Consider the following 24,579-nt stretch of genomic DNA (forward strand, 5'->3'; position numbering starts at 1 on the left):
GTCCGGGCCAAGTGCGCCCGGTGCTTTCAGGGTCAGCTTCCAGAAGGCATAGTGCAAGCCATCGGCAGACTTGGACATAGAGCCAACACATGACGTGTGGGAGCCGGCCATGAGGACAGCCCGACCGCAGTCCCCGCGTCCCGTCCTCTGGGCCGGCTGGGCCGCGCTCGCGGCGGGCGCGGTGCTGTGCGTGATCGGCTGGTACGGCATCTCCGGCGAGCGCTTCGCGGAACGCCAGCTGCCCTATCTGGCGTCCTGCACGGTCCCCGGCGCCGCGCTGATCGTCGCCGGGGCGGTGCTGCTGACCCACGGCCGCGACACGACCGCCGCCGCACGCGTGGAGGAGCTGTACGGCCTCCTGGTGGCCGCCGCGCCCGCCGACGCCGACGGATCCGCGCAGCCCGCGGTGGCGCCCGTCGCGGTCAGCGGGGAGCTGCTGATGGTGCCGGGCGGCACGCTGTTCCACCGCGCGGACTGCCCCCTGGTCGCCGGGAAGGCGGAGGCGGTGCCGGTGGACGCCAAGGTGCTGGCGGGCGGCGAGCTGGGCCCGTGCCCGATCTGTGAGCCGGGCGGGTCCGGCGACTGATGTCGTCGCTGACGTACGACCTCACGCTGGCCGGTCTGTCGGTCGGCGGCGCCGCCGCGCTCACCGGGATCGGTCTGGTGGTGACGTACCGCGCGACCGGCGTTCTCAACTTCGCGCACGGGGCGATCGCGATGGTCTGCGCGTATGTGCTGCGGCAGTTGGTCGTGGAGTGGGGCCGGCCGCTGTGGCTGGGCGCGGTGGTGACCGTGGTGGTGCTGGCGCCGGCGCTCGGTGTGGTGCTGGAACGGTTCGTCTTCCGGCCGCTGTCGGTGCTCGGCGGCGATCCGGCGCAGTCCCTGGTGGCGTCGATCGGGGTGTTCGTGCTGCTGGTCGGCGGGGCGACGCTGGTGTGGGGGCCGGGGGCCCGGGACGACGCGCCGGAGCTGGTGTCGGCGGATCCCTGGGGGCAGTTGGCGGTGGTGCTGGTGCTGGCCGCCGGGGTGGCCGCGGTGATCCGGTTCACCCGGTTCGGGCGCGAGCTGCGGGCCGTTGTCGACGACCGGCGGCTCGCCGTGCTGGGCGGGATCGACGCGGACCGGGTGGCCGCGGCGGGCTGGGCCTTCGGCGCGTTCACGGCGGGCCTGACGGGCGTGCTGCTGGCGCCCTACGTGCGTCTCGACCCGTACGGCATGTCGCTGCTCGTGATGGAGGTCGTCGCGGTCGCGGTCGCCGCGCGGATGCGCAGTCTGCCCGTCGCGGTGGCCGTGGCGCTGGGCATCGGGGTCGCGCAGAGCCAGCTGACGCGGCTGCATCCGGCGGGCTGGGGCGAGCCGCTGCTCCAGGCGGTCGGCGCCAACCTGTTCGTGGTGGCACTGCTGTTCGCCGCCCTGGTGCTGCCCGGCACCGGGACCCGGGACGCGCTGCCGCGTACGGCCACCGCGCGGGTGCCGACCCCGCCGGGCGCCTGGATCGTAGCCATGGTGCTGTTCCTGCTGCCGCTCGGCTTCGCGGGCGGCGACCTGCACACGTCGGTACAGGTGCCCGCGCTCGGTGTGGTGCTGCTCTCCCTGGTGGTGGTCACCGGACGCGGCGGCCAGATCTCCCTGGGGCAGGCGGCGTACGCCGGTCTGGGCGCCCTCTTCACGGCCCTGCTTGCCGCGGGCCGCTTCCCCGGCCTGCCCCGCCTGCCCGAGCTGGCGGCGCTGGCCGTCGCGGTCCTCCTGGTCGCACCGCTCGGTCTGCTCACCGGCCGGCCCGCGATCAGCCGCCGCGGCCTCGCGCTGGCCCTCGCCACGTTCGCGGTCGGCGTCGGCGTAAGCCGCTTCGTCTTCGCGCAGCCCTACGCCACGTCCGGCCTCTCCCTTGGCCGCCCCGCGGGCTTCGACGGCGACCGTGCCTACTACGTCCTCGAACTCGCCCTGCTGGCCGCCGCCCTGCTCACCGCGCACGCCCTGCGCCGGGGGCGTACCGGGCGGGCGCTGGCCGCGATGCGGGACCACGAGGCGGGGGCGTCGGCGGCGGGCGTGCGGGTGCCGTCCCTGAAGCTGCTGGCCTTCGTCGCGGGCGCCGCGCTGGCCGCGCTCGGCGGCGGCATGCTCGGCATGGGAGTGCGCGCCTTCGACCCGAGCGCGTTCGACCCGGTGAGGAGCCTGCTGTGGTTCGCGGCGGTGGTGGTGCTGGGCGCGGACAGCACCCTCGGCGCGCTGGCCGCCGCGGCCCTGCTGGTGGGCCTGGACGCGGGCGCGCGCGGCGGGGTGGCGGCGGCCCTGGTCGGCGTACTGGCGGTCCTGGTGGGCCGGTTCCCCGGCGGCCCGTACGAGGCCCTGCGGACGGCGTCGAACCGGCTGCGCCTGGGACGGGGCGCGACGCTGACGCCGCTGGGCGCACGGCTGAGGGCGCGACTGCGGGCCGCGCGGGTGGTGGAGACACAGGTGGTGGAGGCGCGGGGAGCGGTGGTGCCGATGGGGGCGACGGCTGTGGGGGACGCCGGGGGCGAGGTCGCGCGGGGTGGGGTGTCAGGGGCGGGATCCGCGGGAGCGGGACGCTCGGGAGCGGGGCCGTCGCCATCCCCGCAAGCAGGGGCAGCCCCCGCCCGCCTTCCTGAACAGGGCAGGCCCGAGCCGGCCCCCGCCCGACCCCGTACCGCCCCTACCGCTCCTCCTCCCACCCCTCTCCTCACCACCCGTGCCCTCCACGCCCGTTACGGCGGTTTCACCGCTCTCGACGGGGTCGGTCTCGATGTCGTCCCCGGCCGGGTCACCGCAGTCGTCGGGCCCAACGGGGCCGGAAAGAGCACCCTGTTCCACTGCCTCGCCGGAACCCTGCGCCCCGCGCGGGGACGGGTGGCGCTGGAGGGGCGGGACATCACGCGGCTCCCCGCACACGCGCGGACGCGCCTCGGCATCGCGCGTACCTTCCAGCAGCTGGCGGTGTTCCCGACCCTGACCGTGGCCGAGAACGTCCGCGTGGGCGCCGAACAGGGGCGGATCACCGACCCCACCGCCGTGGAGCGGGCGTTGCGGCTGCTGGGCCTGGACGGACCGGTCCGCACCCTGCCGGCGGCCGGGCTGCCCACCGGCACCCTGCGCCGCGTGGAACTGGCCCGTGCGCTCGCCGGCTCCCCGCGTGTGCTGCTCCTCGACGAGCCCGCCGCCGGTCTCGACAGCGCCGAAGTCGCCGCCCTGGCCCGCGTCCTGAAGGCCCTCGCCGCCGACGGCACCGCGCTCCTGGTCGTCGAGCACGATCTCGACCTGGTCGCCGATCTCGCCGACGTCGTGCACGTCATGTCGGGAGGCCGGATCGTGGCCTCGGGCCCGCCCGGCCGTGTCCTCGACACACCGCACCGGGAACACGTCCCCGACACGCCCCGCCCTGCGTTCGGCACCCGTGACACGCCGGACTCTCCCGACCCGTCGTCCCTCCAAACCCGGGACCCGTCGTGACCGCCATCGCCCTGCGCCACGCGCGCGTGCGCTACGGCCCGCTGGAGGCCCTGCACGGCGTGTCCCTCGTCGCGCCCTCCCCCGGCCTCACCGTCCTGCTGGGCCGCAACGGCTCCGGCCGTACGACGGTCCTGCGCGCGCTGGCCGGGTCGGTGCCCCTGTCCAAAGGCTCGGTGGTGTGGGACGGCATCAACGTCACCCGCGTGCCGGCCTTCGAACGGGCCCGCCGGGGACTGTGCCTGGTCCCGGAGCGGCAGGCGGTGTTCGGCTCGCTCACCGTGCGCGAGAACCTCGCCCTCGCCGCCCGCGACCCGGCCCCCGCGCTCGACGCCTATCCGCAGCTGGTGCCATTGCTGGAGCGCCGCGCGGGCACCCTGTCCGGCGGTGAGCAGCGGATGCTGGCCGTATCGCGGGCCCTGCTGGCACGTGCGCGGGTGGTTCTGGTCGACGAGCCCGCCCAGGGCATGTCGCCGACGGTCGCGGCCCGCACGTACGAACTGCTCGTCGCCCTGGACGCGTGTGTGGTCGTCGCCGAGCAGCGGCTGCCGCCGGCCCTGCGCGCGCGTCCGGTGTTCGTGTACGAACTGCGCCGGGGTGCCGTGGTGTTCAGCGGCGAGGCGACGGAGCGGTCGCTGCGCGCTCCTCGGGGGTGAGCGGCGGGCCGAACAGGGCCACGTCCGCCGACCGCGGATCCCCGGCACGGGCCGAACCCTCCGGGACGACCAGCAGGATCCCGGCCCTGAGCGCCTCCGGCCGGGGCCCGACGGCCTCCCTGTTGGCCTCGTACAGGGCCTGCCAGCCGCCCTTGACGCCGTACTTGCGGGCCAGGGAGTAGAGCGTGTCGCCGGGCTTCACGGTGAGCATGCGGCCGGAGAGTCCGTACCGCTTCGAGCAGACCGGCCAGGCCTTCCAGCCCTGCACGGCCAGCACCTCCTGGGCGATGGCGATCTGCTGCTCCCGGGTGGCCAGGTCCGCGCGCGGGGCGTACTTCAGGCCGCCGAACTCGACCCAGGTGGGGTGCCAGAACTGAAGTCCGCCGTAGAAGCCGTTGCCGGAGTTGATGTGCCAGTCGCCGCCGCTCTCGCACTCGGCGACACAGCCCCAGGGCCACTGGTCCTCGGCGCAGTCGAGGGGCACGTGCGCGGGCGGCCCGGGAGCCGGGGGCGGTGGCGCGGCGTGCGCGTCCGCGGGGGCGCCGACGGCGAGCAGTGCGGCGGCGAGGGCGAGCGTGGTCCGCTTGGGGTGGGGCATCGGCACACGCTAGGCAGCGTGCCGCGGCGGCCCCCAGAGCCGCGCCAGGTGCGCCGCGGGGCCCCACCCGGTCGGCGGACCGGGTGGGGCCCCGTGGTCGGGGCGGTGGTGCGACGGCTCAGACGTCGAGGCGCTGGCCGGGCACGATCTCGTTGGGGTCGCCGCCGATGACCGACTTGTTGGCGGCGTACAGCCGCTGCCAGGTCGTGCCGTTGCGCTCGGCGATCTCGCTCAGGGTGTCGCCCGCGCGGACGGTGTAGTCGCCGCGCGAGGAACTCCGGTCGGTGCGCTCCGGGGAGCGGTCCGGCGTCCTCGCCGGCTGCTCGGCCGGGGTCGACTTCGTCGACGTGGGGCCGGAGCCGCCGGAGTTGCCCGAGCCGTTGGACTCCGGGGTGCTCGCGGCCGGTGCGTCGCCGTAGGCGCCCGCCTTGGCCGAGCACGTGGGCCACGCGCCCCAGCCCTGGGCGCGCTGGACCTTGGTGGCGACGGCGATCTGCTGCGCCTTGGTCGCCCGGTCGGCGGTGGCCGCGTAGGCCGACCCGCCGAACGCGTTCCAGGTCCCGGCGGAGAACTGCAATCCGCCGTAGTAGCCGTTCTCGGTGTTGATGTGCCAGTCGCCGCCACTCTCGCACTGCGCGATGCGGTCCCACACCCCGTCGTCCGCCGCCGCGGCGTTGCCGGACGCGGCCAGCACCCCGAGCGGGGCGAGCAGGGCGGCTCCGGCGAGCACGGCCGCCGTACGGGTCTTGCGGACGTTGTTGCGGCTGGTATCGGCACAATCGGACATGTAGATCCCTCTCCACGGACCCGGGGTCCCCGGACGTGGCCCGCCTTCCGCGCATCGACGCGGTCGGCGTGCTCCGTCCCGTCCGCCGAGGGGGCCTTGCTGTGGTGCCGGTGGTGCGGTGGCGGACGTACCCGAGCGGTGCTCGCTGCACACGGCGGAGGAATGTACGGACGCCGGGCGGCCGAGATCAACCAACTCCGGGTCGTCCGAGGCCAGTTGACTGTTACTCAGGGTATCGGCGCTTTTCGGCCACCCATTTCATTCGCTGATTTCGCGATATGTCGACCACACACCGATAAAACCTGTGACTCACCTCACCGGCGCAAGTACCTTGCCATTCCCACTACTTGACTATGAGTGTCCGATTCCGCGCCGAGTGTGACCGAGTGCGTCGGATGGTTCGGTTCCGTTCGCCGTAGCGCGTGACCCCCGCCACAGGTCGTCCGTTGTCTTCTTCATGGGCCCGGACCACCCGGGCCACGGGCCGGGAGCCACCCGGCCCCGCCCCTGTACCGCATCCCGAGGGAGCCACCCGTGCCGCGCATGCTCGACGTCAGCGACGAGGTACGCGCCGAGATCGGCGCCGAAGAAGCCGACCGGCTGCTCGCCGGAGAGAACGCCCCGGGCAGTTACGACTGCACGTCCTGCCGCACCCCGGGCGACTCCGAGCACGAGCGCACCAGCACCGTCCTGTTCATCGGCGACGAGACCGCCGTCCTCGCCTTCGCCCACGCCGGCTGCCTGCCCTCGCAGGTGGTCCAGGTGACCGAGGCGCAGCTCCAGGGCGCCGTGAAGTCCATCAACGGCGACGCCGTCGATCTGGAGCCGAACAAGGTGGTGCCGGAGCAGGCCGTGCTCGGCGTCACCAGCGGACTCGTACTGATCGCCGGAGAGCTGCACCCGGCGCTGGTCGTGGAGCCGACCGGCCCCATCGTGCGGCCCGGCTCCAGCGGCATCGGCGACGACTTCCTGCCGCTGCTGATCGAGCAGGGCTTTATGCCGCTGAGCGAGCTCTCCGCCGTGCCGCCGGTGCTGCACGGCTGGTCCGTACTGCTGGCGGTGGGTCAGCTGCACGCGGTGCTCCAGCCCGGCAGCAACGGCGGCCAGCCGGTGGCCTGGTGGCAGGCGCACCAGCCGCTCCAGGTCACCGACGGCTGGCGCAGCGCCGCGAACAAGCACCAGCAGGTGCTGATGTTCGCCGCCCCGGTCGGCTCCATCGGCCGGCAGCCGCGCGAGGACCTGCTCCGCGACGCCCTCGACAAGGCGGCCGCCAACGGCAAGCTGGTCGGCAGCGCGCTGCCGCTCGCCGGCACCTGAGCCGCTGACCGACAGGGGCGCGCGGAGCCGGGACTTCACGCGCCCCTCGGGGGCGGGGCGTCAACGAGCCGCATCCCTTCGCGAAGCGGGTCGTTTGGACATACGTGCACGCATACGACGTCCCCCACCGCCAGTCCTATCCGTCGATCCCCTCCGGCCGATCGGCTCAGGACGGCCCCGTCGGTCCTTCGGCCACGCCGATCTACGACGCGCTCTACGCCGAGTACGTCAAGTCCTTCCGGACGCTGCCGGGTGACCGCAGCGGCGAGGAGAAGCTGGGGTTCGCGGCCTTCGGGATCCTGCCACACGGCTCCGGCACATACGGCAGCGGCGCCTACGGCACCGGCTCGGTCGGCTACGGCGGCGGCTCGTTCGGCGCGGGTGGCTCGTACAGCGCCTACAGCGCGGGGGCCAACAGCGCACGGCACGGCGGACAGCAGGGGCAGTGGCAGCGCGTGGGCCAGCTGGGGCAGCACGGCACCATGCACCACATTCCGGCGGCCCTGCCACCGGCGCCCCGCCGAGGCATGTGAGACCAGGCATGTGAGGCATGGGGAAGGGGGGGGCCCCCCCCGGGGGCGCCCCCCCCCCCCCCCCCGGGCGGCCCCCCCCCCCCCCCCCCCCCGGGGGTTTTTGCCCCCCGCCTTGGGGGGGGGGGGGGGGGGCGCCCCCCGGGGGGGGCCCCCCCTTCCCCATGCCCGTGACAGGACTGCGCCTGCGCCTGCGCCGGGGCTACTTCTTCTTCGCGCCGCGCTTCTCGCGCACCCGCACCGAGATGTGGATCGGCGTCCCGTGGAACCCGAACTCCTCGCGCAGCCGGCGCTCGATGAAGCGCCGGTAGCCCGCCTCGATGAAGCCGGAGGCGAACAGCACGAACCGGGGCGGCTTGGTGCCGGCCTGGGTGCCGAACAGGATGCGCGGCTGCTTGCCGCCGCGGACCGGGTGCGGGTGGGCGGAGACCAGCTCGCCGAGGAAGGCGTTGAGCCGGCCGGTCGGGACGCGGGTCTCCCAGCCGGCGAGGGCCGTCTCGATCGCCGGGACCAGCTTCTCCATGTGCCGTCCGGTACGCGCCGAGACGTTGACCCGCGGCGCCCAGGCGATCTGGCCGAGCTCGGTCTCGATCTCGCGCTCCAGGTAGAACCGGCGCTCCTCGTCGAGGGTGTCCCACTTGTTGAGGGCGAGGACGATCGCGCGTCCGGCGTCCACGGCCATCGTCACGATCCGCTGGTCCTGCACGGAGATGTTGTCGGCGGCGTCGATCAGGATGACCGCGACCTCGGCCTTCTCGACGGCGGCGGCGGTGCGCAGCGAGGCGTAGTAGTCCGCGCCCTGCTGGAGGTGGACACGCTTGCGGATGCCGGCCGTGTCGACGAACTTCCAGGTGATGCCGCCGAGTTCGATCAGCTCGTCGACCGGGTCGCGGGTGGTGCCCGCGATCTCGTTGACGACGACGCGCTCCTCGCCCGCCACCCTGTTCAGCAGGGAGGACTTGCCGACGTTCGGGCGGCCGATGAGGGCGATCCGGCGCGGGCCGCCGACCGCGGTGCCGAAGGTCTGCTCGGGCGCGCTCGGCAGCGCCTCCAGAACGGCGTCCAGCATGTCGCCGGTGCCGCGGCCGTGCAGGGCCGAGACCGGGTGCGGTTCGCCCAGACCGAGCGCCCAGAGGTAGGACGCGTCGGCCTCGCCGCTCTGGCCGTCGACCTTGTTGGCGCACAGCACCACGGGCTTGCCGGCCTTGCGCAGCAGTCGTACGACCGCCTCGTCGGTGTCGGTCGCGCCGACCTTGGCGTCCACGACGAAGACGACCGCGTCGGCGGCCTCGATCGCGTACTCGGCCTGCGCGGCGACGGAGGCGTCGATGCCGAGGACGTCCTGCTCCCAGCCGCCGGTGTCGACGACCTTGAAGCGGCGGCCCGCCCACTCCGCGTCGTAGGTGACCCGGTCGCGGGTGACGCCCGGCTTGTCCTCCACCACGGCCTCGCGGCGGCCGATGATCCGGTTCACCAGGGTCGACTTGCCGACATTGGGACGGCCGACGACGGCGAGGACGGGCAGCGGGCCGTGCCCGGCCTCCTCGATCGCGCCCTCGACGTCCTCGGCGTCGAAGCCCTCCACCGCGGCGAGCTCCATGAAGTCCGCGTACTCGGCGTCGCCAAGCGCTCCGTGGTCGTGCTCTTCGAGCGAGCCCTCGGAGTGGCTGTCGTCGTTCATGAAGTCCGTACCTCGTTCATCGTGGTGATCGGTGGACCCGCCCGTCGATTTGGGCTGATCCACTACTCAGTGTCGCTTAGCGCCCGGTCAGGCGCCTGGCGTTTTCCAGGTGCGCGGTGAGCTGCTTCTGGATGCGCTCGGTCGCCTCGTCGAGCACCTTGCGCGTACGCCGCCCGCTGCCGTCGCCCGCGTCGAACGGCTCGCCGAAGACGACGTCGATACGGCTGCGCAGCGGCGGCAGCCCCTTGACCAGGCGGCCCTGCCGTTCCGAGCTGCCCAGTACGGCGACCGGCACGATCGGGGCGCCGCCGCGCACCGCGAAGTAGGCGAGCCCGGCCCGCAGCGAGGCGAAGTCGCCCTCGCCGCGGCTGCCCTCCGGGAAGATCCCGAGGACTCCGCCGTCGTCCAGGATGCCGAGCGCCCGCGTGATGGCGGTGCGGTCGGCGCTCGTCCGGTCCACCTTCACCTGGCCGATGCCGGTCAGGAAGGGGTCCAGGGGGCCGACGAAGGCCTCCTGCTTGATCAGGAAGTGCACCGGCCGGGGCGAGACGCCCATCACCATCGGCCCGTCGACGTTGTGCGAGTGGTTCACAGCGAGGATCACCGGACCGGCCGCGGGCATCCGCCAGCTGCCCAGCACACGCGGCCGGAACAGCCCGTACATCAGCGGTACGCCGATCCGCCGGCCGACTTCGGCGCGGCGCGCCGTGGGACGTACGGTCACTTCGCCGCCCGCTTCTCCCCGACGAGGGTGACGACACACTCGATGACCTGCTGGAGCGTGAGCTCGGTGGTGTCCACCTCGACGGCGTCGTCCGCCTTGGCGAGCGGGGAGGTCTTGCGGCCGGCGTCGGCGGCGTCGCGCTTCACCAGCGCGTCACGGGTGGCGTTCACGTCGGCGTTCTTCAGCTCACCGCTGCGCCGGGCCGCGCGGGCCTCCGCGGAGGCGGTGAGGAAGATCTTCAGATCGGCGTCGGGCAGCACGGTCGTACCGATGTCACGCCCCTCGACGACGATGCCGTCGGCGGCGCCGGCGGCGATGGTCCGCTGGAGCTCGGTGATCCGTGCCCGCACCTCGGGGACCGCGCTGACCGCGCTGACCTTGGAGGTGACGTCCTGGGTCCGGATCGGACCGGCGACGTCGGTGCCGTCGACGTGGATCGTGGGGTTCTTCGGGTCGGTGCCGGAAACGATCTCCGGCTTGCCCGCCGCGTCGGCGATCGCCGACGGGTCGTCGACGTCGATCCCGTTGGCCACCATCCACCAGGTGATCGCCCGGTACTGGGCACCGGTGTCCAGGTAGCTCAGGCCCAGCTGGGCGGCCACGGCCTTGGACGTGCTCGACTTGCCCGTGCCGGAGGGACCGTCGATGGCGACAATCACGGGCTGGGCGACGCCGTTTTCCACGGGTGGACACCTTCCTGGTGCGCTGAGGCGGGACATGGGGGCGAGCGGACGCCCCGCACAAGGTTACTGCGTACGCGTCACTCATCCGGACCCCCACAGCCCGCCCTCCCGACACGGGGGCCATTTCAGCCCACCCGACGCCCGAGACCCCGTCCTCCCTCCCGACGCGGGCGCCGTTTCAGCCCGTCCGGCGTTTGAGGACGAGGCCCGTGCAGGGCCGAAGCGGGGGTGTGGGGGCGCCGCCCCCACAACGGGACCCCGGCCCGCGGCCGGACTACTGCCGAAGCGCCCACCCCTGCTCCCGCAACGCCGCGCCGAGCACGGCCACCGACCTGGGCTCGACCATCAACTGCACAAGCCCCGCCTGCTGCCCCGTCGCATGCTCGATCCGCACATCCTCGATGTTGACCCCGGCCCGCCCGGCATCGGCGAAGATCCTCGCCAGCTGCCCCGGCTGGTCGTCGATCAGCACCGCCACCACCTCGTACACCCGCGGAGCGGACCCGTGCTTGCCGGGCACCCGCACCTGCCCCGCGTTCCCCCGCCGCAGCACGTCCTCGATACCGCCCACACCCTCGCGCCGCTTGGCCTCGTCGGACGACTGAAGCGCCCGCAGCGCCTCGACGGTCTCGTCGAGATCGGCGGAGACGTCGGACAACAGGTCGGCCACCGGCCCCGGATTCGCGGAGAGGATGTCGATCCACATCGCGGGATCGGACGCGGCGATCCGCGTCACGTCCCGAATGCCCTGCCCGCACAGCCGTACGGCGGCCTCCTCGGCGTTCTCCAGCCGCGCGGCGACCATGCTGGACACCAGGTGCGGCATGTGGGAGACGAGGGCGACGGCCCGGTCGTGGGCGTCGGCGTCCATGACGACCGGCACCGCGCGGCAGTGCGAGACGAGTTCCAGGGCGAGGTTCAGCACCTCGGTGTCGGTGTCCCGGGTCGGGGTGAGCACCCAGGGGCGGCCCTCGAAGAGGTCGGCGGTGGCGGCCAGCGGGCCGGACCGCTCACGGCCCGACATGGGGTGCGAGCCGATGTACGCGGACAGGTCGAGACCCTGGCCCTCCAGCTCCCGGCGCGGTCCGCCCTTGACGCTGGCCACGTCGAGGTAGCCCCGGGCGAGCCCGCGGCGCATGGCGTCGGCGAGGACGGCGGCCACGTGGGCGGGCGGCGCGGCGACGATCGCGAGGTCGACGGGCCCTTCGGGCTGCTCGTCGCTGCCCGCGCCGAGCGCGGCGGCCGTGCGCGCCTGCTCGGGGTCGTGGTCCGCGAGGTGGACGGTGACGCCGCGCTGCACCAGGGCGAGGGCGGCGGAGGTGCCGATCAGGCCGGTGCCGATGACGAGGGCGGTTCTCACTGGGCGATGTCCTTGCGCAGGGCGGCCGCGGTGCCGAGGTAGACGTGGGCGATGTCGGCGCGCGGCCGGTCGGACTCGATGTGCGCGAGGATCCGTACGACCCGTGGCATGGCGCCCTCGATGTCCAGTTCCTGGGCGCAGATCAGCGGTACGTCGACGATGCCGAGCCCGCGGGCCGCGGCGGCCGGGAAGTCGCTGTGCAGATCGGGCGTGGCCGTGAACCAGATGCTGATCAGGTCGTCGGCGGTGAGCCCGTTGCGTTCGAGGATGGCGGTGAGCAGGGCCGCCACCTGCTCCTCCATGTGTCCGGCGGCGTCCCGTTCGAGTTGGACGGCGCCCCGGACCGCTCGTACCGCCACGGCGTTGCTCCTTGCTGGTCGTGCGGATCGGCCGCGAGTGCCCGCGGTGCCCGCCGCGCGTCCCGGCGCCGCGGACCCCTGTGCTCCTCGCCCGTCCAGCCTAGTCAGCCCGCGTACGGCCGGTGTGCGGCGCCCGTCTCCTGAGACGCGGCGGGCGCCCCGGGCCGGCCGGTCACAGCCGCTGCTGCCTGATGATGTCCTCCAGCGACTCCTGGGGCACCTGGCCCTCGGGGGTGAGCCTGTCGACGGCCTGCGGCAGGACCTGGGCCAGGCCGTCGGCCGCCTGCTCGGGACTGACACCCGCCTCCTCGGCGACCTGCCGAAGCGTCTCGTCGGGCAGCGCCTGGCGGAGCTGGGAGCCGCTCACGGGCTGGTTGCTGCCGGAGCCGACCCAGGACTGCGCCTGGTCGACGAGTCCGGACTTGGTCAGCATCTCCAGCAGCCCGCCCAGCGGGTTGGATCCGGCGGCTCCGGTGGTGCCGCCACTTCGCATCAGGGTGCCGAGCAGCACGGCGAGCAGATTCGCCCCACCGCCGGCGCCCCCGCCGCTCTGCTGTCCGCCCCCGAGGAGGCCGCCGAGCAGACTGCCGAGATCGTTACCCGCCATGGTCGCGCCTTTCGAGAGGCGGCCGGGCGCAGGGTGCGGGCCCGGCCTCGATCCCTGCCAATGTCACGTGGATGATCCGCTTCCGCTACTCGGGACGGATCCGTGACTCCGGGACGTACGACATGCGCGCTTTGTGGCATTGTTTGCCGGGCCGGTCCCCTTCACCCCTGGTACTTCCGCACCTTCGGAGTGACGACATGACCCACGGAACAACACGGCGCACGATGCTCCTCGCGACGGGCGCGGTGGGCGCCACCGCGCTGGTGACGGCCTGCGGCGGTGACGACGACGGCGGCGGTGACGCCCAGCCCACACAGTCGGCACAGGAGACGCAAGAGACCCAGGAGTCACCGCCGGGCGATGCGGAGAGCTCCCCGGCCACCGGCCCCGAGCTGGCCACGACGGCCGACGTCCCGGTCGGCGGCGGCACGATCCTCGCCGACGAGAAGATCGTGCTGACCCAGCCGGATCAGGGCGAGATCCTGGCCTTCTCGGCGGTCTGCACCCACCAGGGCTGCACGGTCGCGGACGTCTCGGGCGGCACGATCAACTGCGCCTGCCACGGCAGCAAGTTCAGCATCACGGACGGTTCGGTGGCCCACGGCCCCGCGACCAGGCCCCTGCCGAAGGAGCAGATCACGGTGACGGGCGACTCGATCACCAGGGCCTGACCACCCGCCGTCACCACCCACCCGCCACCGCCCGCCCGTCAGCGGCCCACCCCTCAACCGCTCATCCCACAACCACTCGCCCCACAACCGCTCACCGCACTCAGTTGTCCCAGAGCGCCCCGAGCGTCACCAGCTCGCTCTCGTACTCGATCCGGTCCGCCCAGTCCCGCGGCCAGGCGTCGACGCCGAGGTACGCCCCCGCGAACGCGCCGGTCAGACACGCGATGGAGTCCGAGTCGCCGGAGCTGCACGCGGCGCGGCGCAGCGCGGTGAGCGGTTCGTCGACGAAGAGCAGGAAGCACAGCAGCCCGGTGGCGAGCGCCTCCTCGGCGATCCAGCCCGCGCCGGTCGCCAGGCAGGGATCGGCCTCGGGCGAGACGGTGCGCACGGCGTCCTTCAGCCGGTCGAGGACACCGAGGCACTCGTCCCAGCCGCGCACGATGAAGTCCTCCGCCGAGGCGTCCTGGCCGCGCCGCCACAGATCGCCGAGCCAGCGCTCGTGGTACCGCCCGCGGTTCTCGTAGGCGTACGACCGCAACTGCCCGACGAGTCCGGTCGGTTCGGCGCCCTGCGCGAGCAGCCGTACGGCGTGGGCGGTGAGGTCGGACGCGGCGAGCGCCGTCGGATGGCCGTGGGTCAGGGCGGCCTGCAACTGGGCGGCGCCGGCGCGCTGTTCGTCGCTGAGCCCGGATATCAGCCCGACCGGCGCGACCCGCATGTTGGCGCCGCAGCCCTTGGAGTCGATCTGGCTGGCGTCCTGCCAGAGCCGGTCCTCCTGCTCCAGCAGCTCGCACGCGCGCAGGCAGGTGGTTCCGGGGGCCCGGTTGTTCTCCGGGGACCGGTTCCAGGCGACGAACTCCTTGCGTACGGCGGCGACCATCCCGACGGGTGCGAGCAGGCCCCGGTCCATCGCCTCCCGTATGCCCCGTCCCACGGCCAGTGTCATCTGTGTGTCGTCGCTGACGATCGCCGGTGTGGGCAGATCCATGTGCCCCCAGGGGCCGCACTTCGCGAGGATCGAGGGCACGTCGTTGAACTCGGTCGGAAATCCCAGCGCATCCCCCAGGGCCAGCCCCAGCAGGGATCCGGTGGCGGCACGCTTGCGGACGGTGGTCGTGGTCATGCGGGACCTTCCCGGGACGGTCGGAGCAGCGGCGGATGGAGTGCGGTGGCGGTGCCCGCGCGGTAGAGCGCCGCCGGCTTGCCGCGTCCGCCGGTCAACCGGGCGGCGCCGGGTACCGGTTCGACGAAGCCGGGCGTGGCGAGCACCTTGCGGCGGAAGTTGGGGCGGTCGAGCGGTGTGTCCCACACGGTCTCGTAGACCTGTTGCAGCTCGCCGAGTGTGAACTCGGGCGGGCAGAAGGCGGTCGCGAGGCAGGTGTACTCGAGTTTGGCGCCGACGCGTTCCTGGGCGTCGGCGAGCATCCGGTCGTGGTCGAAGGCGAGCGGCCGGGCGCTGTCGTACGGCACCCAGCGGGCCTGTGTGACATCGCCGCCGCCGTGTGGTTCGGGCGGTTCGGGCAGCAGCGCGGCGTAGGCGACCGAGACGACCCGCATCCGGGGGTCGCGGTCGGGCTCGCTGTAGGTGCGCAGTTGTTCGAGGTGGAGTCCGGAGACGTCGGACAGCCCGGTCTCCTCGGCGAGTTCACGCCGGGCGGCCGTCTCGGCGGACTCCTTCGGCAGCACAAAGCCGCCGGGCAGGGCCCAGTGTCCGGCGTACGGTTCGTGGCCGCGCTCGACGAGCAGGACGTGCAGCGCGCCCGCGCGGAGGGTGAGGACGGCGAGATCGACGGTGACGGCGAAGGGCTCGAAGGCGTGTCTGTCGTAGCCGTCCGGAAAGCTCACGCCCGCTCACCCCCCCATGCCCACGGCCCTTGTGGCCGCGCCGACTTGTCGTCGGAACGACATATAGTCAGTGCGACTATAAAGAGCCCACACGGGTCACCACAACCCATGCGTTTCCCAAACCGCTCCCCCGCTCCGGTCCCGCCTCACCCGGCGCAGAGGTCGCGGCGCCCCAGGAACGCCAGCAGCCGCTCGTCGGGCTCCGCCCACACGGGCACGGCGAGCGGCGCGCCGAACCGGGCACCCCGGTCCGCGTCCCCGACCGCGTACCGCGCGACGGGCAGCAACTCGGCGGCGAGCCGCACCGGCAGCGGCCGTACGTGTCCGCACGCCTGCGCCACGTCCCAGCCGTGCACGGCGATCTCGACGGCGCCCACGGCCGCCATGAGCCGTATGTCCAGCGGCCGTTCGCCCACCCGCACCCGGTCCGGCGGTCCGGCCGCCCACGCGCCGAGCAGGGCGCAGGCGCGTCTGCGGAACCCGCACGCGGCGTCCGGCTCCGCCACCCCCGGGAAGAGCCCGATCGAGCCGCCCGTGATCCCCTCGTACAACGCGTCCAGCGAGTCGTCGAGATGGCCGAGCAGCTTCGCGAGGTCCCACTCGGGGCACGGTGTGTCCCGGCCGAGGTTCCCGGTCTCCACCCCGGCCACGCTCCCCAGCGCGTAGGCCAGCGATCGCTCCAGCAGTTCCCCGGGGTCCGTCGTCGCAGTCATGTCTCTCCCTCCGTCATGGATGAAGACCGCGCGGGGAGCCAAAAAGCATCGGGGCGGCGGAAGACGAACGGCCGGCCCCGGGGAATCCGGGACCGGCCGCCGCCCGCGAAGGGCGCTGATCGTGTGTGCTCTACAGCTCGACTTCCTGCATCAGCATGCCGACCTCGGTGTTCGACAGGCGGCGCAGCCAGCCCGACTTCTGGTCGCCCAGCGTGATCGGGCCGAAGGCGACCCGCACCAGTTTGTCGACCGGGAAGCCCGCCTCGGCGAGCATCCGCCGGACGATGTGCTTGCGGCCCTCGTGCAGGGTGACCTCGACCAGGTAGTTCTTGCCGGTCTGCTCGACGACCCGGAAGTGGTCCGCTCGCGCGTACCCGTCCTCCAGTTGGATGCCGTCCTTGAGCTTCTTGCCCAGGTCGCGCGGGATCGGGCCGACGATGTGGGCGAGGTAGGTCTTCTTGACGCCGTACTTCGGGTGGGTCAACCGGTGGGCCAGCTCGCCGTGGTTGGTGAGCAGGATGACGCCCTCGGTCTCGGTGTCGAGCCGGCCGACGTGGAAGAGCCGGGTCTCCCGGTTGGTGACGTAGTCGCCGAGGCACTGCCGGCCCTCGGGGTCCTCCATGGTCGAGACGACACCGGCGGGCTTGTTGAGCGAGAAGAACTGGTACGACTGGGTCGCCACGGTTAGTCCGTCGACCTTGACCTCGTCCTTCTCCGGGTCGACCCGCTTGCCCTGCTCCAGGACGATCTCGCCGTTGACCTCGACCCTGGCCTGCTCGATCAGCTCCTCGCAGGAGCGCCGCGAGCCGTAGCCCGCGCGGGCGAGGACCTTCTGGAGCCGCTCGCCCTCCTGCTCGGCGCCGGGGAAGGTCTTGGGGGGCAGCTTGACCTGCTTGGCCTCCGCGTAGCGGTCCCGGTTGCGCTCCTCGCTCCGCGCGTCGTACTCGCGGGAGGTGGCCGGCGTCGTACGCCCGCGCCCGGTGCCCTGGCCCTGCCGGGGCCCGCCCTTGGCGCCACCGCGCGCGGACGCGCCGCGCCCGGACTTCGGGCCCTCCTGGGAGGCGCCCGGCCCTACGTCGTAGCGCCGCTCCTCGGGGCGCGGCCTCTTCGGCCGGCCCGCCTGCTTGTCGTCGCGGTCGTTCCCGGCACCGCGGAAGTTTCCGCGGCCACCGCTGCCGGCGCCACGGCCGCCACCGCTGCTCGCGCCACGGCCTCCGCCGCCGCCACCGCTGCTCGCGCCACGGCTCCCGCCGCCACCGCTGCTACCGCCGCGGCCGCCGCTGTTGCCACCACGGCTCCCGCCGTTGTTTCCGCTGCTGTTCCTGCCGCTGCTGCTTCGCATCAAATTTCCGTCTTGTCGTCTGCGTCCTCGGAATCCGGAGCGTCCGGATCGAACGACGGGACCCCTTCCAGCGTCTCGGCCTCGATCGCCTCCGCCTCGGGGAGGAAGGGCGCGAGCTCCGGGAGCTCGTCCAGGCCACGCAGGCCCATCCGCTCCAGAAAGTAGTTCGTCGTCACGTACAGGATCGCACCTGTTTCGGGTTCCGTGCCCGCCTCCCCGACCAGACCCCGCTGGAGGAGGGTGCGCATCACACCGTCACAGTTCACTCCGCGCACCGCGGAGACCCGGCTGCGGCTGACCGGCTGGCGGTACGCGACGACCGCCAGGGTCTCAAGAGCCGCCTGCGTGAGGCGGGCGTGCTGCCCGTCCAGGACGAAGCCCTCGACGGCCGCGGCGTACTCCGGCCGCGTGTAGTAGCGCCAGCCGCCGGCGATCAGCCGCAGCTCGAATCCACGGCCCTGTGTGACGTATTCGTCGGCCAGCTCCCGCAGCGCGTCGGCGATCCGGCGCCTGGGCCGCTGGAGGATCTTCGCGAGGTGCTCCTCGGTCGCGGGCTCGTCCACGACCATCAGGACGGCCTCCAGAGCGGGCTTGAGGTCGAGGTCCGCGACCCCGCGCTGCCCGACGGGAAGTTCCGTGGTCTCCTCACTCACGCCTTCTTCTCCTCGTCCTTCGGCGGCTCCGGCGGCCGGTCGAACTCGTCCGTCACCATCGGCTCGGCGTCGCCCTCCCCGCCGGTCCACCGCACCAGCAGCTCTCCGAGGGCGATCTCCTGCTCCAGCGCGACGGCCTTCTCCCGGTACAGCTCCAGCAGCGCGAGGAACCGGGCCACGACGGTGAGGGTGTCGTCGGTGTCGTCGACGAGCGTCCGGAAACTCGTCTCGCCCAGCTCCTTCAGCCGCGCGACCACGATCCCGGCCTGCTCCTGCACGCTCACCAGCGGCGCGTGGATGTGATCGACGTACACCTGCGGCTTGGGCCTGGGCTGCATCGCCTTCACGGCAAGCCTCGCGAACCCCTCGGGCCCGATGCTGATCACGACGTCGGGCAGCAGCTCGGCGTGGTGCGGTTCGAGCCCGACGGTACGGGGATAGCGCCGGCCCTCTTCTTCGAGCCGCCGGTTGAAGATGTCGGCGATCTGCTTGTAGGCGCGGTACTGGAGCAGTCGCGCGAAGAGCAGGTCCCGTGCTTCGAGGAGGGCCAGGTCGGCCTCGTCCTCCACCTCGGCGGCGGGCAGCAGCCGGGCCGCCTTCAGGTCGAGCAGTGTGGCGGCGACCACGAGGAACTCGGTCGTCTCGTCCAGGTCCCAGTCCGGCCCGAGGGCCCGGATGTACACCATGAACTCGTCGGTCACCTTGGACAGCGCCACTTCGGTGACGTCCAGCTTGTGCTTCGAGATCAGCTGGAGCAGCAGATCGAAGGGCCCTTCGAAGTTCGCCAGCCGGACCTTGAAGACCCCACCGCCGTCGGGCTCCTCGCCGGCTCCGGCCTCCACGGCCTCCGGCTCGCCGTCCACGCCGTCGCCGCCGTACTCACCGGCCGGAGGCGCCTCCGTAACCCCGACGACCGGCTCGGCGACCGGCTCGATGAACGGCTCGGCCGCGGCAACCTCGGCCACCGGCTCATCAGCCGGCGCCCCGGGCCCTCGCCCGAGCACCCGCCGACGTCCGGAACCGCCGGAGGCAGCGACAGAAGCGTCATTCGAGGTCATAGCCCCCGCAGGCTACCCCTACCGGCCGCGCAACCGTCGTACGAGGATGCTGGCGTCCCCACGGGTCTCCAGATCCGCCAGCACCACGGCGACGGCCTCCCGCACGATCCGCCCACGATCCACCGCGAGCCCGTGCTCCCCACGGAGCACCAGCCGGGCGTGTTCCAGGTCCATGAGCTCCTCGGCGGAGACGTACACGGTGATCTTCTCGTCGTGCCGCTCGCGTCCACTGGGCCGCCGCGAGCCACCGCCACGACCGCGCTTGCGCGGCTGCGACTGCCCGCCGTCGGCGGAACCCTCCTGCGTGGCCGCGGCCGAGCGCCGGTCACGGCCGCGCGACTCCGCGTCGGCCGATTCCGAGTCGGTGGCGACATGCTCGGCCCCGTCGCCGTCCCCGCCCTGCGCGGGCACCGACTGCGGCGCGTCCTCGGCCGCAGCCTCGTCGCTCTCCCCGGCCGGCGCCGGCACCCGGGCCTCGCCGTTGGCCTGTCGCCGCGGGCTGGACGGCTGAAGCGCCATGCCCCCTGTCGTACGGAAGAGTTCGTCGGCCCCCGGCAGACTCACTCGGCGTGACACCGGGCGAGCACCTCCCTGGCGAGCTGGCGATAGGCGGCGGCACCGACCGAGTTGGAGGCGTACGTGGTGATCGGCTCACCGGCGACCGTGGTCTCCGGGAAGCGGACCGTGCGCCCGATGACCGTGTGGTAGACGTGGTCGTCGAACGCCTCGACGACCCGCGCGAGCACCTCGCGGCTGTGCACGGTGCGCGAGTCGTACATCGTGGCGAGGATCCCGTCGAGCTCCAGCTCCGGGTTGAGCCGCTCCTGCACCTTCTCGATGGTCTCGGTGAGCAGCGCGACACCACGCAGCGCGAAGAACTCGCACTCGAGGGGCACTATCACCTTGTGAGCCGCCGTCAGGGCGTTGACGGTGAGCAGGCCCAGCGAGGGCTGACAGTCGATCACGATGTAGTCGTAGTCGGCCATGAGCGGCTTCAGGGCGCGCTGGAGTGTCGACTCGCGGGCGACCTCGGAGACGAGCTGGACCTCCGCCGCCGACAGGTCGATGTTGCTCGGCAGCAGGTCCATGTTGGGGACCGCGGTCTTCAGGAGGACCTCGTCGGCCGCCATGCCCCGCTCCATGAGCAGGTTGTAGACGGTGAGGTCGAGCTCCATCGGATTGACGCCGAGACCGACCGACAGCGCGCCCTGCGGGTCGAAGTCCACGAGCAGCACCCGGCGTCCGTACTCCGCGAGCGCGGCACCCAGGTTGATGGTCGACGTCGTCTTGCCCACGCCGCCCTTCTGGTTGCACATCGCGATGATCTTCGCGGGTCCGTGGTCCGTGAGCGGGCCCGGGATCGGGAAGTACGGGAGCGGGCGCCCGGTCGGGCCGATGCGCTCGCGGCGCTGACGGGCAGCGTCGGGCGCGAGCGTGGCCGCGTACTCGGGATCGGGCTCGTACTCGGCGTCGGGGTCGTAGAAGTGCCCCTCGGGCAGTTCGTCGTAGTCGGCGAAGTGGTTGTGGGGCGCGCCACTTCCGTCGCCGGCCATGGCGTTCACGTGATGGCCATCCATGCTCTGGTGTGCTGGCTGAGTCACCCCTGACTTGTGGTGACTCTGGTGGGCTGCGAAGGTGCGCACCGCTACGGAGCCGACAGCCTCGAACCCCGCGGGCGCCTGACCCCGCGCAGGGCTTCCTGGTTGACCACCCCCGGGAGAAAATGTCGACTCATTCACAAGTCGTCTTACCTCCTTGGTGACCAGGAAATTTCTAGACAGGTCAGCGTGGCACCATGCCGACGGTTGGCGACTCTATGGCGTGTCGGGCGTTCACAGCAACACAATCCGCCGGACCCGGCAGGATGTGTCGGCAATGAAACATCCTGCTGTCAAGGGCGTACGACCGTCGCACGGTAGGTTTCACCGGTGCACGAATCGGCTCAAGGGTTACGTTCGAGGCGAGTTGACCTTGTGCCGCAAAGTGACCATACACACACCCGGCCGGACCTTGTGTCGCAAGGTCCGGCCGGGTGCGTGGGGTTGACGAAGCGTGTTGACGAATCGCCTTTTGACGGCTGACGACTTGGTGGCCGAGTCGACATGGGCCGGGGTGCGAGGGCTCAGCCGAGGAGGGTCTCCAGCTCGATGTGCTCCAGGCCGTGGGCCTCGGCGACCTCCTTGTAAACGACCTTGCCGTCATGCGTGTTGAGACCCCTGGCCAGCGCCGGGTCGCGGCGCAGCGCCTCGACCCAGCCGTTGTTGGCGAGGGACACGATGTACGGCAGCGTGGCGTTGGTGAGGGCGTTGGTGGAGGTGTTGGGCACCGCGCCGGGCATGTTGGCGACGCAGTAGAAGACCGAGTTGTGGACCGGGAAGGTCGGCTCGGCGTGGGTGGTGGGACGGGAGTCCTCGAAGCAGCCGCCCTGGTCGATCGCGATGTCGACAAGGACACTGCCGGGCTTCATCCGGGACACCAGCTCGTTGGTGACCAGCTTCGGGGCCTTGGCGCCCGGGATGAGGACGGCGCCGATGACGAGGTCGGCCTCCAGGACGGCCTTCTCCAGCTCGAAGGCGTTGGACATGACGGCCTTGACCTTCGTGCCGAAGATCTTGTCGGCCTCGCGCAGCTTGTTGATGTCGCGGTCGAGCAGGGTCACGTCGAAGCCCATGCCGACGGCGATCTGGGTGGCGTTCCAGCCGGAGACGCCGCCGCCGATGACCACGGCCTTGGCGGGAATCACACCCGGCACGCCGCCCGGCAGCACACCGCGGCCGCCGTTGGCGCGCATCAGGTGGTAGGCGCCGACCTGGGGGGCGATCCGGCCAGCGACCTCGGACATCGGGGCGAGCAGCGGCAGCGCGCGGCCGGGCAGCTCGACGGTCTCGTAGGCGATGGCGGTGGTTCCGGACTCGACGAGGGCGTCCGTGCACTCCTTGGACGCGGCCAGGTGCAGGTAGGTGAAGAGCGTCTGGTCCTTGCGGAGGCGGTGGTACTCCTCGGCGATCGGCTCCTTGACCTTCAGCAGCAGGTCGGCGGTGGCCCACACCTCGTCGGCGGTGGGCAGGATCCGCGCGCCGGCGGCGACGTACTCCACGTCCGTGATCGAGGAGCCGATGCCGGCGCCCTGCTCGATGACCACCTGGTGGCCGTTGCGTACCAGCTCGTGCACGCCGGCGGGGGTGATGGCCACCCGGAACTCGTTGTTCTTGACCTCGCGGGGGATGCCGACCTTCACGTCGATCACGGTCCTTGGCTCAGAGGGGGTGCTTACGTGACATACCCGGCCGTGCGTGGGCACACCAGGAGACACCGCAGAGAACGTGCGGCAGAGCCAGTTTAATGAAGGCGTTCCTGCTGTCTAGCCTTTCATTGCTTCAATCTTTCGCGGATGCACTACGGATTTCGCAGGCATCGTCCCCGTCTTCGGCAACGGGATCACCGGAATCGCCCTCCTGGCGCTCCTCCCCCAGCATGCGCTCGGCGGCACTGCGGTGCAGGCCGGCGGCCGTGGGATCGCCCAGACGTTCGAGGGTGTCGGCCTGCCGCAGATGCAGCGCCGCCTGTAGTCGTACGTCCTCCGCGCGGCGCGCCCACTCGACCGCCTCCTGGCAGGTGCGCAGCGACTCCTCGGGGCGACCCGCGTACTCCTGGACCCGCGCCAGCTCGCTCAACGCCCGTGCGTACGCGGTCACGTCCCCGAGCTTGCGGTGGCCGGCCAGCGCGGCCCGCCAGGCCCGCTGTGCCTCGCCGTAGCGGCCCCCGTAGGTGTGGGCGGTACCGATCCGGCCGTACAGCCGGGCGACGTCCGCGCGCTCGCCGCGGGCGAGCCGTTCGGACAGGGCGCGGCCGAACCAGTCGGCGGCCCGGTCGTAGTCCCCGAGCTCCTGGTGGGCGCCGCCTACGGATTCCATCGCGCGGCCGGTCGCGTAGGGGTCGTTCGCCTCGCGTCCGGCGTCCAGTGCGGCCCGGTAGCGGGCGAGCGCCTCGGTCGTCCGGCCGGTCCTGGCGTCCAGGTCGCCGAGGTTCAGCAGCGCCGCGGCCTGTTCGCGGGGCAGGTCGCGCCGCTCGGCGACGTCGAGGACGAGACGGTGGATGCCGTAGAGGTCGGGCGCGGCGGCCTGGGTGCCGAAGTGGGCGACCATCGCGCGGACCAGCTGGGACATCAGCCGCCTGGCCAGCGTGTCCAGCTCGCCGTCGGCGACCGCGAGACGGGCCGCGGCCAGCAGCGCGGGCCGGCGGATCCGCAGCCAGTCGGCGGCGGCCCGCGGGGTGGGGAAGCGCAGGGCGCGCGGCATGCCCTGGAGCTTCTCGCGCGCCTCCGGGTTGTCGGTCTCGGTGATGGCCCGGCAGGACTGGAGCAGCCGTACCGTGCGCTCCAGCATCCGGGCGCGGGCCAGCTGGAGCTCGGCGGGCCGGTCGTGGGTCTCGGCGAGGGCGGTGAGCAGGGGGTGCAGGCAGCCGGGGACCTCGTACTGCGGGAGCGAGGAGTCCACGCGGTGCAGCAGGCCCAGCTTGACGAAGTCGTCCATCGTGGTGCGGGCCCCGGCGACCGAGCAGCCGGCCAGCGCGGAGGCGGTGTGCGGGTCGACGACACCGCCGGGGGCGAGGGCGAGCAGGCGCAGTATCCGGGCGGCCGTGGCGGGCAGCGCGGAGTAGGCGAGGCGGAAGACCCGGCCGAGCGCGGTGCCCTCGTCGCCCTCGGCGTGCAGCTGCTTGGCGAGGTCGGCGACGGCCGCCTTGGGGCGTGCGGCGAGCCAGCCGCCGGCCAGCATCAGCGCGGCGGGCTGCGCCTGGCAGGCCTCCACGAGACCCTCGGCGGCCCGCGGGTCGACGGTGATCCGGACGGAGCCGGTGTGCCGGGACAGCAGCTCGACGGCGGACTTGGTGTCCAGGCCGCCCAGCGTGCACGGGCGGACGTCGGCGATGCCGGTCAGCGGGCCCCGGGAGACGGCCACGACCAGGCAGTCCGGGGCGTCCGGCAGCAGGGCGTCGACCTGCTCGGCGTCGCACGCGTCGTCCAGCAGCAGTACGGTCCTGCGCTCGGCGAGGGCGTCACGGACCGCGCCCGTGAGGTCGTCCTCGGCGGCGCCGGGCGGGTTCGGCAGCTCCATTTCGGCCAGCAGGTCGCGCGCGGCGCGCCCGACGGGCACCGGTGTGCCGTCGGGCTCGGAGAGCCGGACCCGCAACACGCCGTCGGGGTAACGGTCCGCGATCTGCGCCACCAGTTCCTCACCGAGCGCGGTCCGGCCGGAACCGGGCTTGCCGGCGATCAGCAGCACCCGCGCGCGGGGTGCCTTCTTCCCGGAGAGGGTGTCGAGTCCGGCACGCTCGATGTCCGCGCGCAGCTCCTTCAACTCCCGTGTGCGGCCCAGGAATCCGCTGTCCAGCGACGAGTGTCCCGACAGCCGCACGCCGTCCGTGTCCACCGCCTGATCCGTCACGGGCCACACTCCCGTCCCACCGCACGCGCAGAGCCCGCCGGGACTCCGGTTCGGGCATTTCCAGAGCCTAGTTCACGCTCTGCGAC

The 24,579-nt window shown here is 72.7% G+C and carries 23 protein-coding genes and 1 pseudogene; 6 read left to right on the forward strand and 18 right to left on the reverse strand.

The window, feature by feature from the left end; genetic code table 11:
* Nucleotides 1-109: 109 nt before the first annotated feature.
* Genes ACIQAC_RS21600 through ACIQAC_RS21610 form a run of 3 tightly spaced genes read left to right on the forward strand, consistent with a single transcriptional unit; the run spans nt 110 to nt 4,121 of the window.
* Nucleotides 110-586, forward strand: coding sequence for a hypothetical protein (locus ACIQAC_RS21600; RefSeq protein ID WP_402193340.1), 477 nt, complete (start codon nt 110-112; stop codon nt 584-586).
* Nucleotides 586-3,468 carry an ATP-binding cassette domain-containing protein gene (locus ACIQAC_RS21605; protein WP_402193342.1) on the forward strand — a complete coding sequence of 961 codons (2,883 nt, stop codon included), beginning with the start codon at nt 586-588 and terminating at the stop codon, nt 3,466-3,468. The genes ACIQAC_RS21600 and ACIQAC_RS21605 overlap by 1 nt, the downstream gene beginning before the upstream one ends.
* Nucleotides 3,465-4,121: an ATP-binding cassette domain-containing protein gene (locus ACIQAC_RS21610; RefSeq protein ID WP_402193343.1), complete on the forward strand. Its 657-nt coding sequence runs from the start codon at nt 3,465-3,467 to the stop codon at nt 4,119-4,121. Before ACIQAC_RS21605 ends, ACIQAC_RS21610 begins: the two co-directional genes overlap by 4 nt.
* Here the strand turns inward: ACIQAC_RS21610 and ACIQAC_RS21615 are convergent.
* Together ACIQAC_RS21615 and ACIQAC_RS21620 are read right to left on the reverse strand one after the other, a co-directional pair.
* Nucleotides 4,075-4,719: a transglycosylase family protein gene (locus ACIQAC_RS21615; protein ID WP_402193344.1), complete on the reverse strand. Its 645-nt coding sequence runs from the start codon at nt 4,717-4,719 to the stop codon at nt 4,075-4,077. The two genes, ACIQAC_RS21610 and ACIQAC_RS21615, sit on opposite strands and share 47 nt — an antisense overlap.
* A gap of 118 nt (nt 4,720-4,837) precedes the next feature.
* On the reverse strand, nt 4,838-5,506 hold the full coding sequence (locus tag ACIQAC_RS21620) for a transglycosylase family protein (RefSeq protein ID WP_402193345.1): 669 nt from the start codon (nt 5,504-5,506) through the stop codon (nt 4,838-4,840).
* Between the two features lie 534 nt (nt 5,507-6,040).
* Between ACIQAC_RS21620 and ACIQAC_RS21625 the strand changes: the two genes are divergently transcribed.
* Complete coding sequence (locus tag ACIQAC_RS21625) at nt 6,041-6,823, forward strand: hypothetical protein (RefSeq protein ID WP_402193347.1); 783 nt, start codon at nt 6,041-6,043, stop codon at nt 6,821-6,823.
* 104 nt (nt 6,824-6,927) lie between these two features.
* The gene (locus ACIQAC_RS21630; protein ID WP_402193349.1) at nt 6,928-7,356 is read left to right on the forward strand and encodes a hypothetical protein; all 429 of its coding nucleotides are present in this window, start codon (nt 6,928-6,930) and stop codon (nt 7,354-7,356) included.
* Between the two features lie 199 nt (nt 7,357-7,555).
* Here the strand turns inward: ACIQAC_RS21630 and der are convergent, their stop codons facing one another.
* The 6 genes and pseudogenes from der to ACIQAC_RS21660 form a co-directional block, all read right to left on the reverse strand.
* Nucleotides 7,556-9,034, reverse strand: coding sequence for a ribosome biogenesis GTPase Der (der, locus tag ACIQAC_RS21635; protein WP_402193350.1), 1,479 nt, complete (start codon nt 9,032-9,034; stop codon nt 7,556-7,558).
* Between the two features lie 76 nt (nt 9,035-9,110).
* Complete coding sequence (locus ACIQAC_RS21640) at nt 9,111-9,698, reverse strand: lysophospholipid acyltransferase family protein (RefSeq protein WP_402193419.1); 588 nt, start codon at nt 9,696-9,698, stop codon at nt 9,111-9,113.
* Between the two features lie 56 nt (nt 9,699-9,754).
* Nucleotides 9,755-10,441, reverse strand: coding sequence for a (d)CMP kinase (cmk, locus tag ACIQAC_RS21645; RefSeq protein ID WP_402193352.1), 687 nt, complete (start codon nt 10,439-10,441; stop codon nt 9,755-9,757).
* Nucleotides 10,442-10,715: 274 nt separating this feature from the next.
* Nucleotides 10,716-11,801 (reverse strand): prephenate dehydrogenase, encoded by a 1,086-nt coding sequence (locus ACIQAC_RS21650; protein ID WP_402193354.1) that lies wholly within the window; start codon nt 11,799-11,801, stop codon nt 10,716-10,718.
* A complete protein-coding gene (gene aroH, locus ACIQAC_RS21655; RefSeq protein WP_402193355.1) occupies nt 11,798-12,160 on the reverse strand; it encodes a chorismate mutase in 363 nt (120 codons plus the stop codon). Before aroH ends, ACIQAC_RS21650 begins: the two co-directional genes overlap by 4 nt.
* 172 nt (nt 12,161-12,332) lie before the next feature.
* A pseudogene (locus tag ACIQAC_RS21660) lies at nt 12,333-12,803 on the reverse strand (YidB family protein); the annotation flags it as partial.
* A 161-nt stretch (nt 12,804-12,964) separates the two neighbouring features.
* Here ACIQAC_RS21660 and ACIQAC_RS21665 point away from each other — a divergent pair.
* Nucleotides 12,965-13,438 (forward strand): Rieske (2Fe-2S) protein, encoded by a 474-nt coding sequence (locus tag ACIQAC_RS21665; RefSeq protein WP_402193357.1) that lies wholly within the window; start codon nt 12,965-12,967, stop codon nt 13,436-13,438.
* A gap of 100 nt (nt 13,439-13,538) precedes the next feature.
* Here ACIQAC_RS21665 and ACIQAC_RS21670 read toward each other — a convergent pair whose 3' ends face one another.
* The 10 genes from ACIQAC_RS21670 to ACIQAC_RS21715 form a co-directional block, all read right to left on the reverse strand.
* Complete coding sequence (locus tag ACIQAC_RS21670) at nt 13,539-14,561, reverse strand: ADP-ribosylglycohydrolase family protein (RefSeq protein WP_402193358.1); 1,023 nt, start codon at nt 14,559-14,561, stop codon at nt 13,539-13,541.
* Nucleotides 14,558-15,283: an NUDIX domain-containing protein gene (locus ACIQAC_RS21675; protein WP_402193360.1), complete on the reverse strand. Its 726-nt coding sequence runs from the start codon at nt 15,281-15,283 to the stop codon at nt 14,558-14,560. The genes ACIQAC_RS21670 and ACIQAC_RS21675 overlap by 4 nt, the downstream gene beginning before the upstream one ends.
* Nucleotides 15,284-15,429: 146 nt before the next feature.
* Nucleotides 15,430-15,996: a TIGR03086 family metal-binding protein gene (locus tag ACIQAC_RS21680; protein WP_402193362.1), complete on the reverse strand. Its 567-nt coding sequence runs from the start codon at nt 15,994-15,996 to the stop codon at nt 15,430-15,432.
* A gap of 130 nt (nt 15,997-16,126) precedes the next feature.
* Nucleotides 16,127-17,338: a pseudouridine synthase gene (locus tag ACIQAC_RS21685; protein WP_402193363.1), complete on the reverse strand. Its 1,212-nt coding sequence runs from the start codon at nt 17,336-17,338 to the stop codon at nt 16,127-16,129.
* Complete coding sequence (gene scpB / locus ACIQAC_RS21690; protein WP_402193365.1) at nt 17,338-17,991, reverse strand: SMC-Scp complex subunit ScpB; 654 nt, start codon at nt 17,989-17,991, stop codon at nt 17,338-17,340. The genes ACIQAC_RS21685 and scpB overlap by 1 nt, the downstream gene beginning before the upstream one ends.
* The gene (locus ACIQAC_RS21695) at nt 17,988-19,049 is read right to left on the reverse strand and encodes a segregation and condensation protein A (protein WP_402193366.1); all 1,062 of its coding nucleotides are present in this window, start codon (nt 19,047-19,049) and stop codon (nt 17,988-17,990) included. Before ACIQAC_RS21695 ends, scpB begins: the two co-directional genes overlap by 4 nt.
* 18 nt (nt 19,050-19,067) lie before the next feature.
* Nucleotides 19,068-19,625, reverse strand: coding sequence for a hypothetical protein (locus ACIQAC_RS21700; RefSeq protein WP_402193368.1), 558 nt, complete (start codon nt 19,623-19,625; stop codon nt 19,068-19,070).
* Entirely contained in the window at nt 19,610-20,788 is a 1,179-nt protein-coding gene (locus ACIQAC_RS21705) for a ParA family protein (protein ID WP_402193370.1), read from the reverse strand. Before ACIQAC_RS21705 ends, ACIQAC_RS21700 begins: the two co-directional genes overlap by 16 nt.
* Nucleotides 20,789-21,171: 383 nt before the next feature.
* The gene (gene ald / locus ACIQAC_RS21710) at nt 21,172-22,287 is read right to left on the reverse strand and encodes an alanine dehydrogenase (protein ID WP_402193421.1); all 1,116 of its coding nucleotides are present in this window, start codon (nt 22,285-22,287) and stop codon (nt 21,172-21,174) included.
* A gap of 139 nt (nt 22,288-22,426) precedes the next feature.
* A complete protein-coding gene (locus tag ACIQAC_RS21715; protein WP_402193371.1) occupies nt 22,427-24,493 on the reverse strand; it encodes a tetratricopeptide repeat protein in 2,067 nt (688 codons plus the stop codon).
* Nucleotides 24,494-24,579 lie beyond the last annotated feature (86 nt).

The sequence above is a fragment of the Streptomyces sp. NPDC088387 genome, from assembly GCF_044753385.1.
GTDB lineage: Bacteria > Actinomycetota > Actinomycetes > Streptomycetales > Streptomycetaceae > Streptomyces.

Coding starts and splice junctions, on each gene's coding strand:
- ACIQAC_RS21600 (WP_402193340.1), top strand. CDS start 110: ATGAGGACAGCCCGACCGCAGTCCCCGCGTCCCGTCCTCTGGGCCGGC.
- ACIQAC_RS21605 (WP_402193342.1), top strand. CDS start 586: ATGTCGTCGCTGACGTACGACCTCACGCTGGCCGGTCTGTCGGTCGGC.
- ACIQAC_RS21615 (WP_402193344.1), bottom strand. CDS start 4,719: ATGCCCCACCCCAAGCGGACCACGCTCGCCCTCGCCGCCGCACTGCTC.
- ACIQAC_RS21620 (WP_402193345.1), bottom strand. CDS start 5,506: ATGTCCGATTGTGCCGATACCAGCCGCAACAACGTCCGCAAGACCCGT.
- der (WP_402193350.1), bottom strand. CDS start 9,034: ATGAACGACGACAGCCACTCCGAGGGCTCGCTCGAAGAGCACGACCAC.
- ACIQAC_RS21640 (WP_402193419.1), bottom strand. CDS start 9,698: ATGTACGGGCTGTTCCGGCCGCGTGTGCTGGGCAGCTGGCGGATGCCC.
- ACIQAC_RS21665 (WP_402193357.1), top strand. CDS start 12,965: ATGACCCACGGAACAACACGGCGCACGATGCTCCTCGCGACGGGCGCG.
- ACIQAC_RS21670 (WP_402193358.1), bottom strand. CDS start 14,561: ATGACCACGACCACCGTCCGCAAGCGTGCCGCCACCGGATCCCTGCTG.
- ACIQAC_RS21680 (WP_402193362.1), bottom strand. CDS start 15,996: ATGACTGCGACGACGGACCCCGGGGAACTGCTGGAGCGATCGCTGGCC.
- ACIQAC_RS21685 (WP_402193363.1), bottom strand. CDS start 17,338: ATGCGAAGCAGCAGCGGCAGGAACAGCAGCGGAAACAACGGCGGGAGC.
- ACIQAC_RS21695 (WP_402193366.1), bottom strand. CDS start 19,049: ATGACCTCGAATGACGCTTCTGTCGCTGCCTCCGGCGGTTCCGGACGT.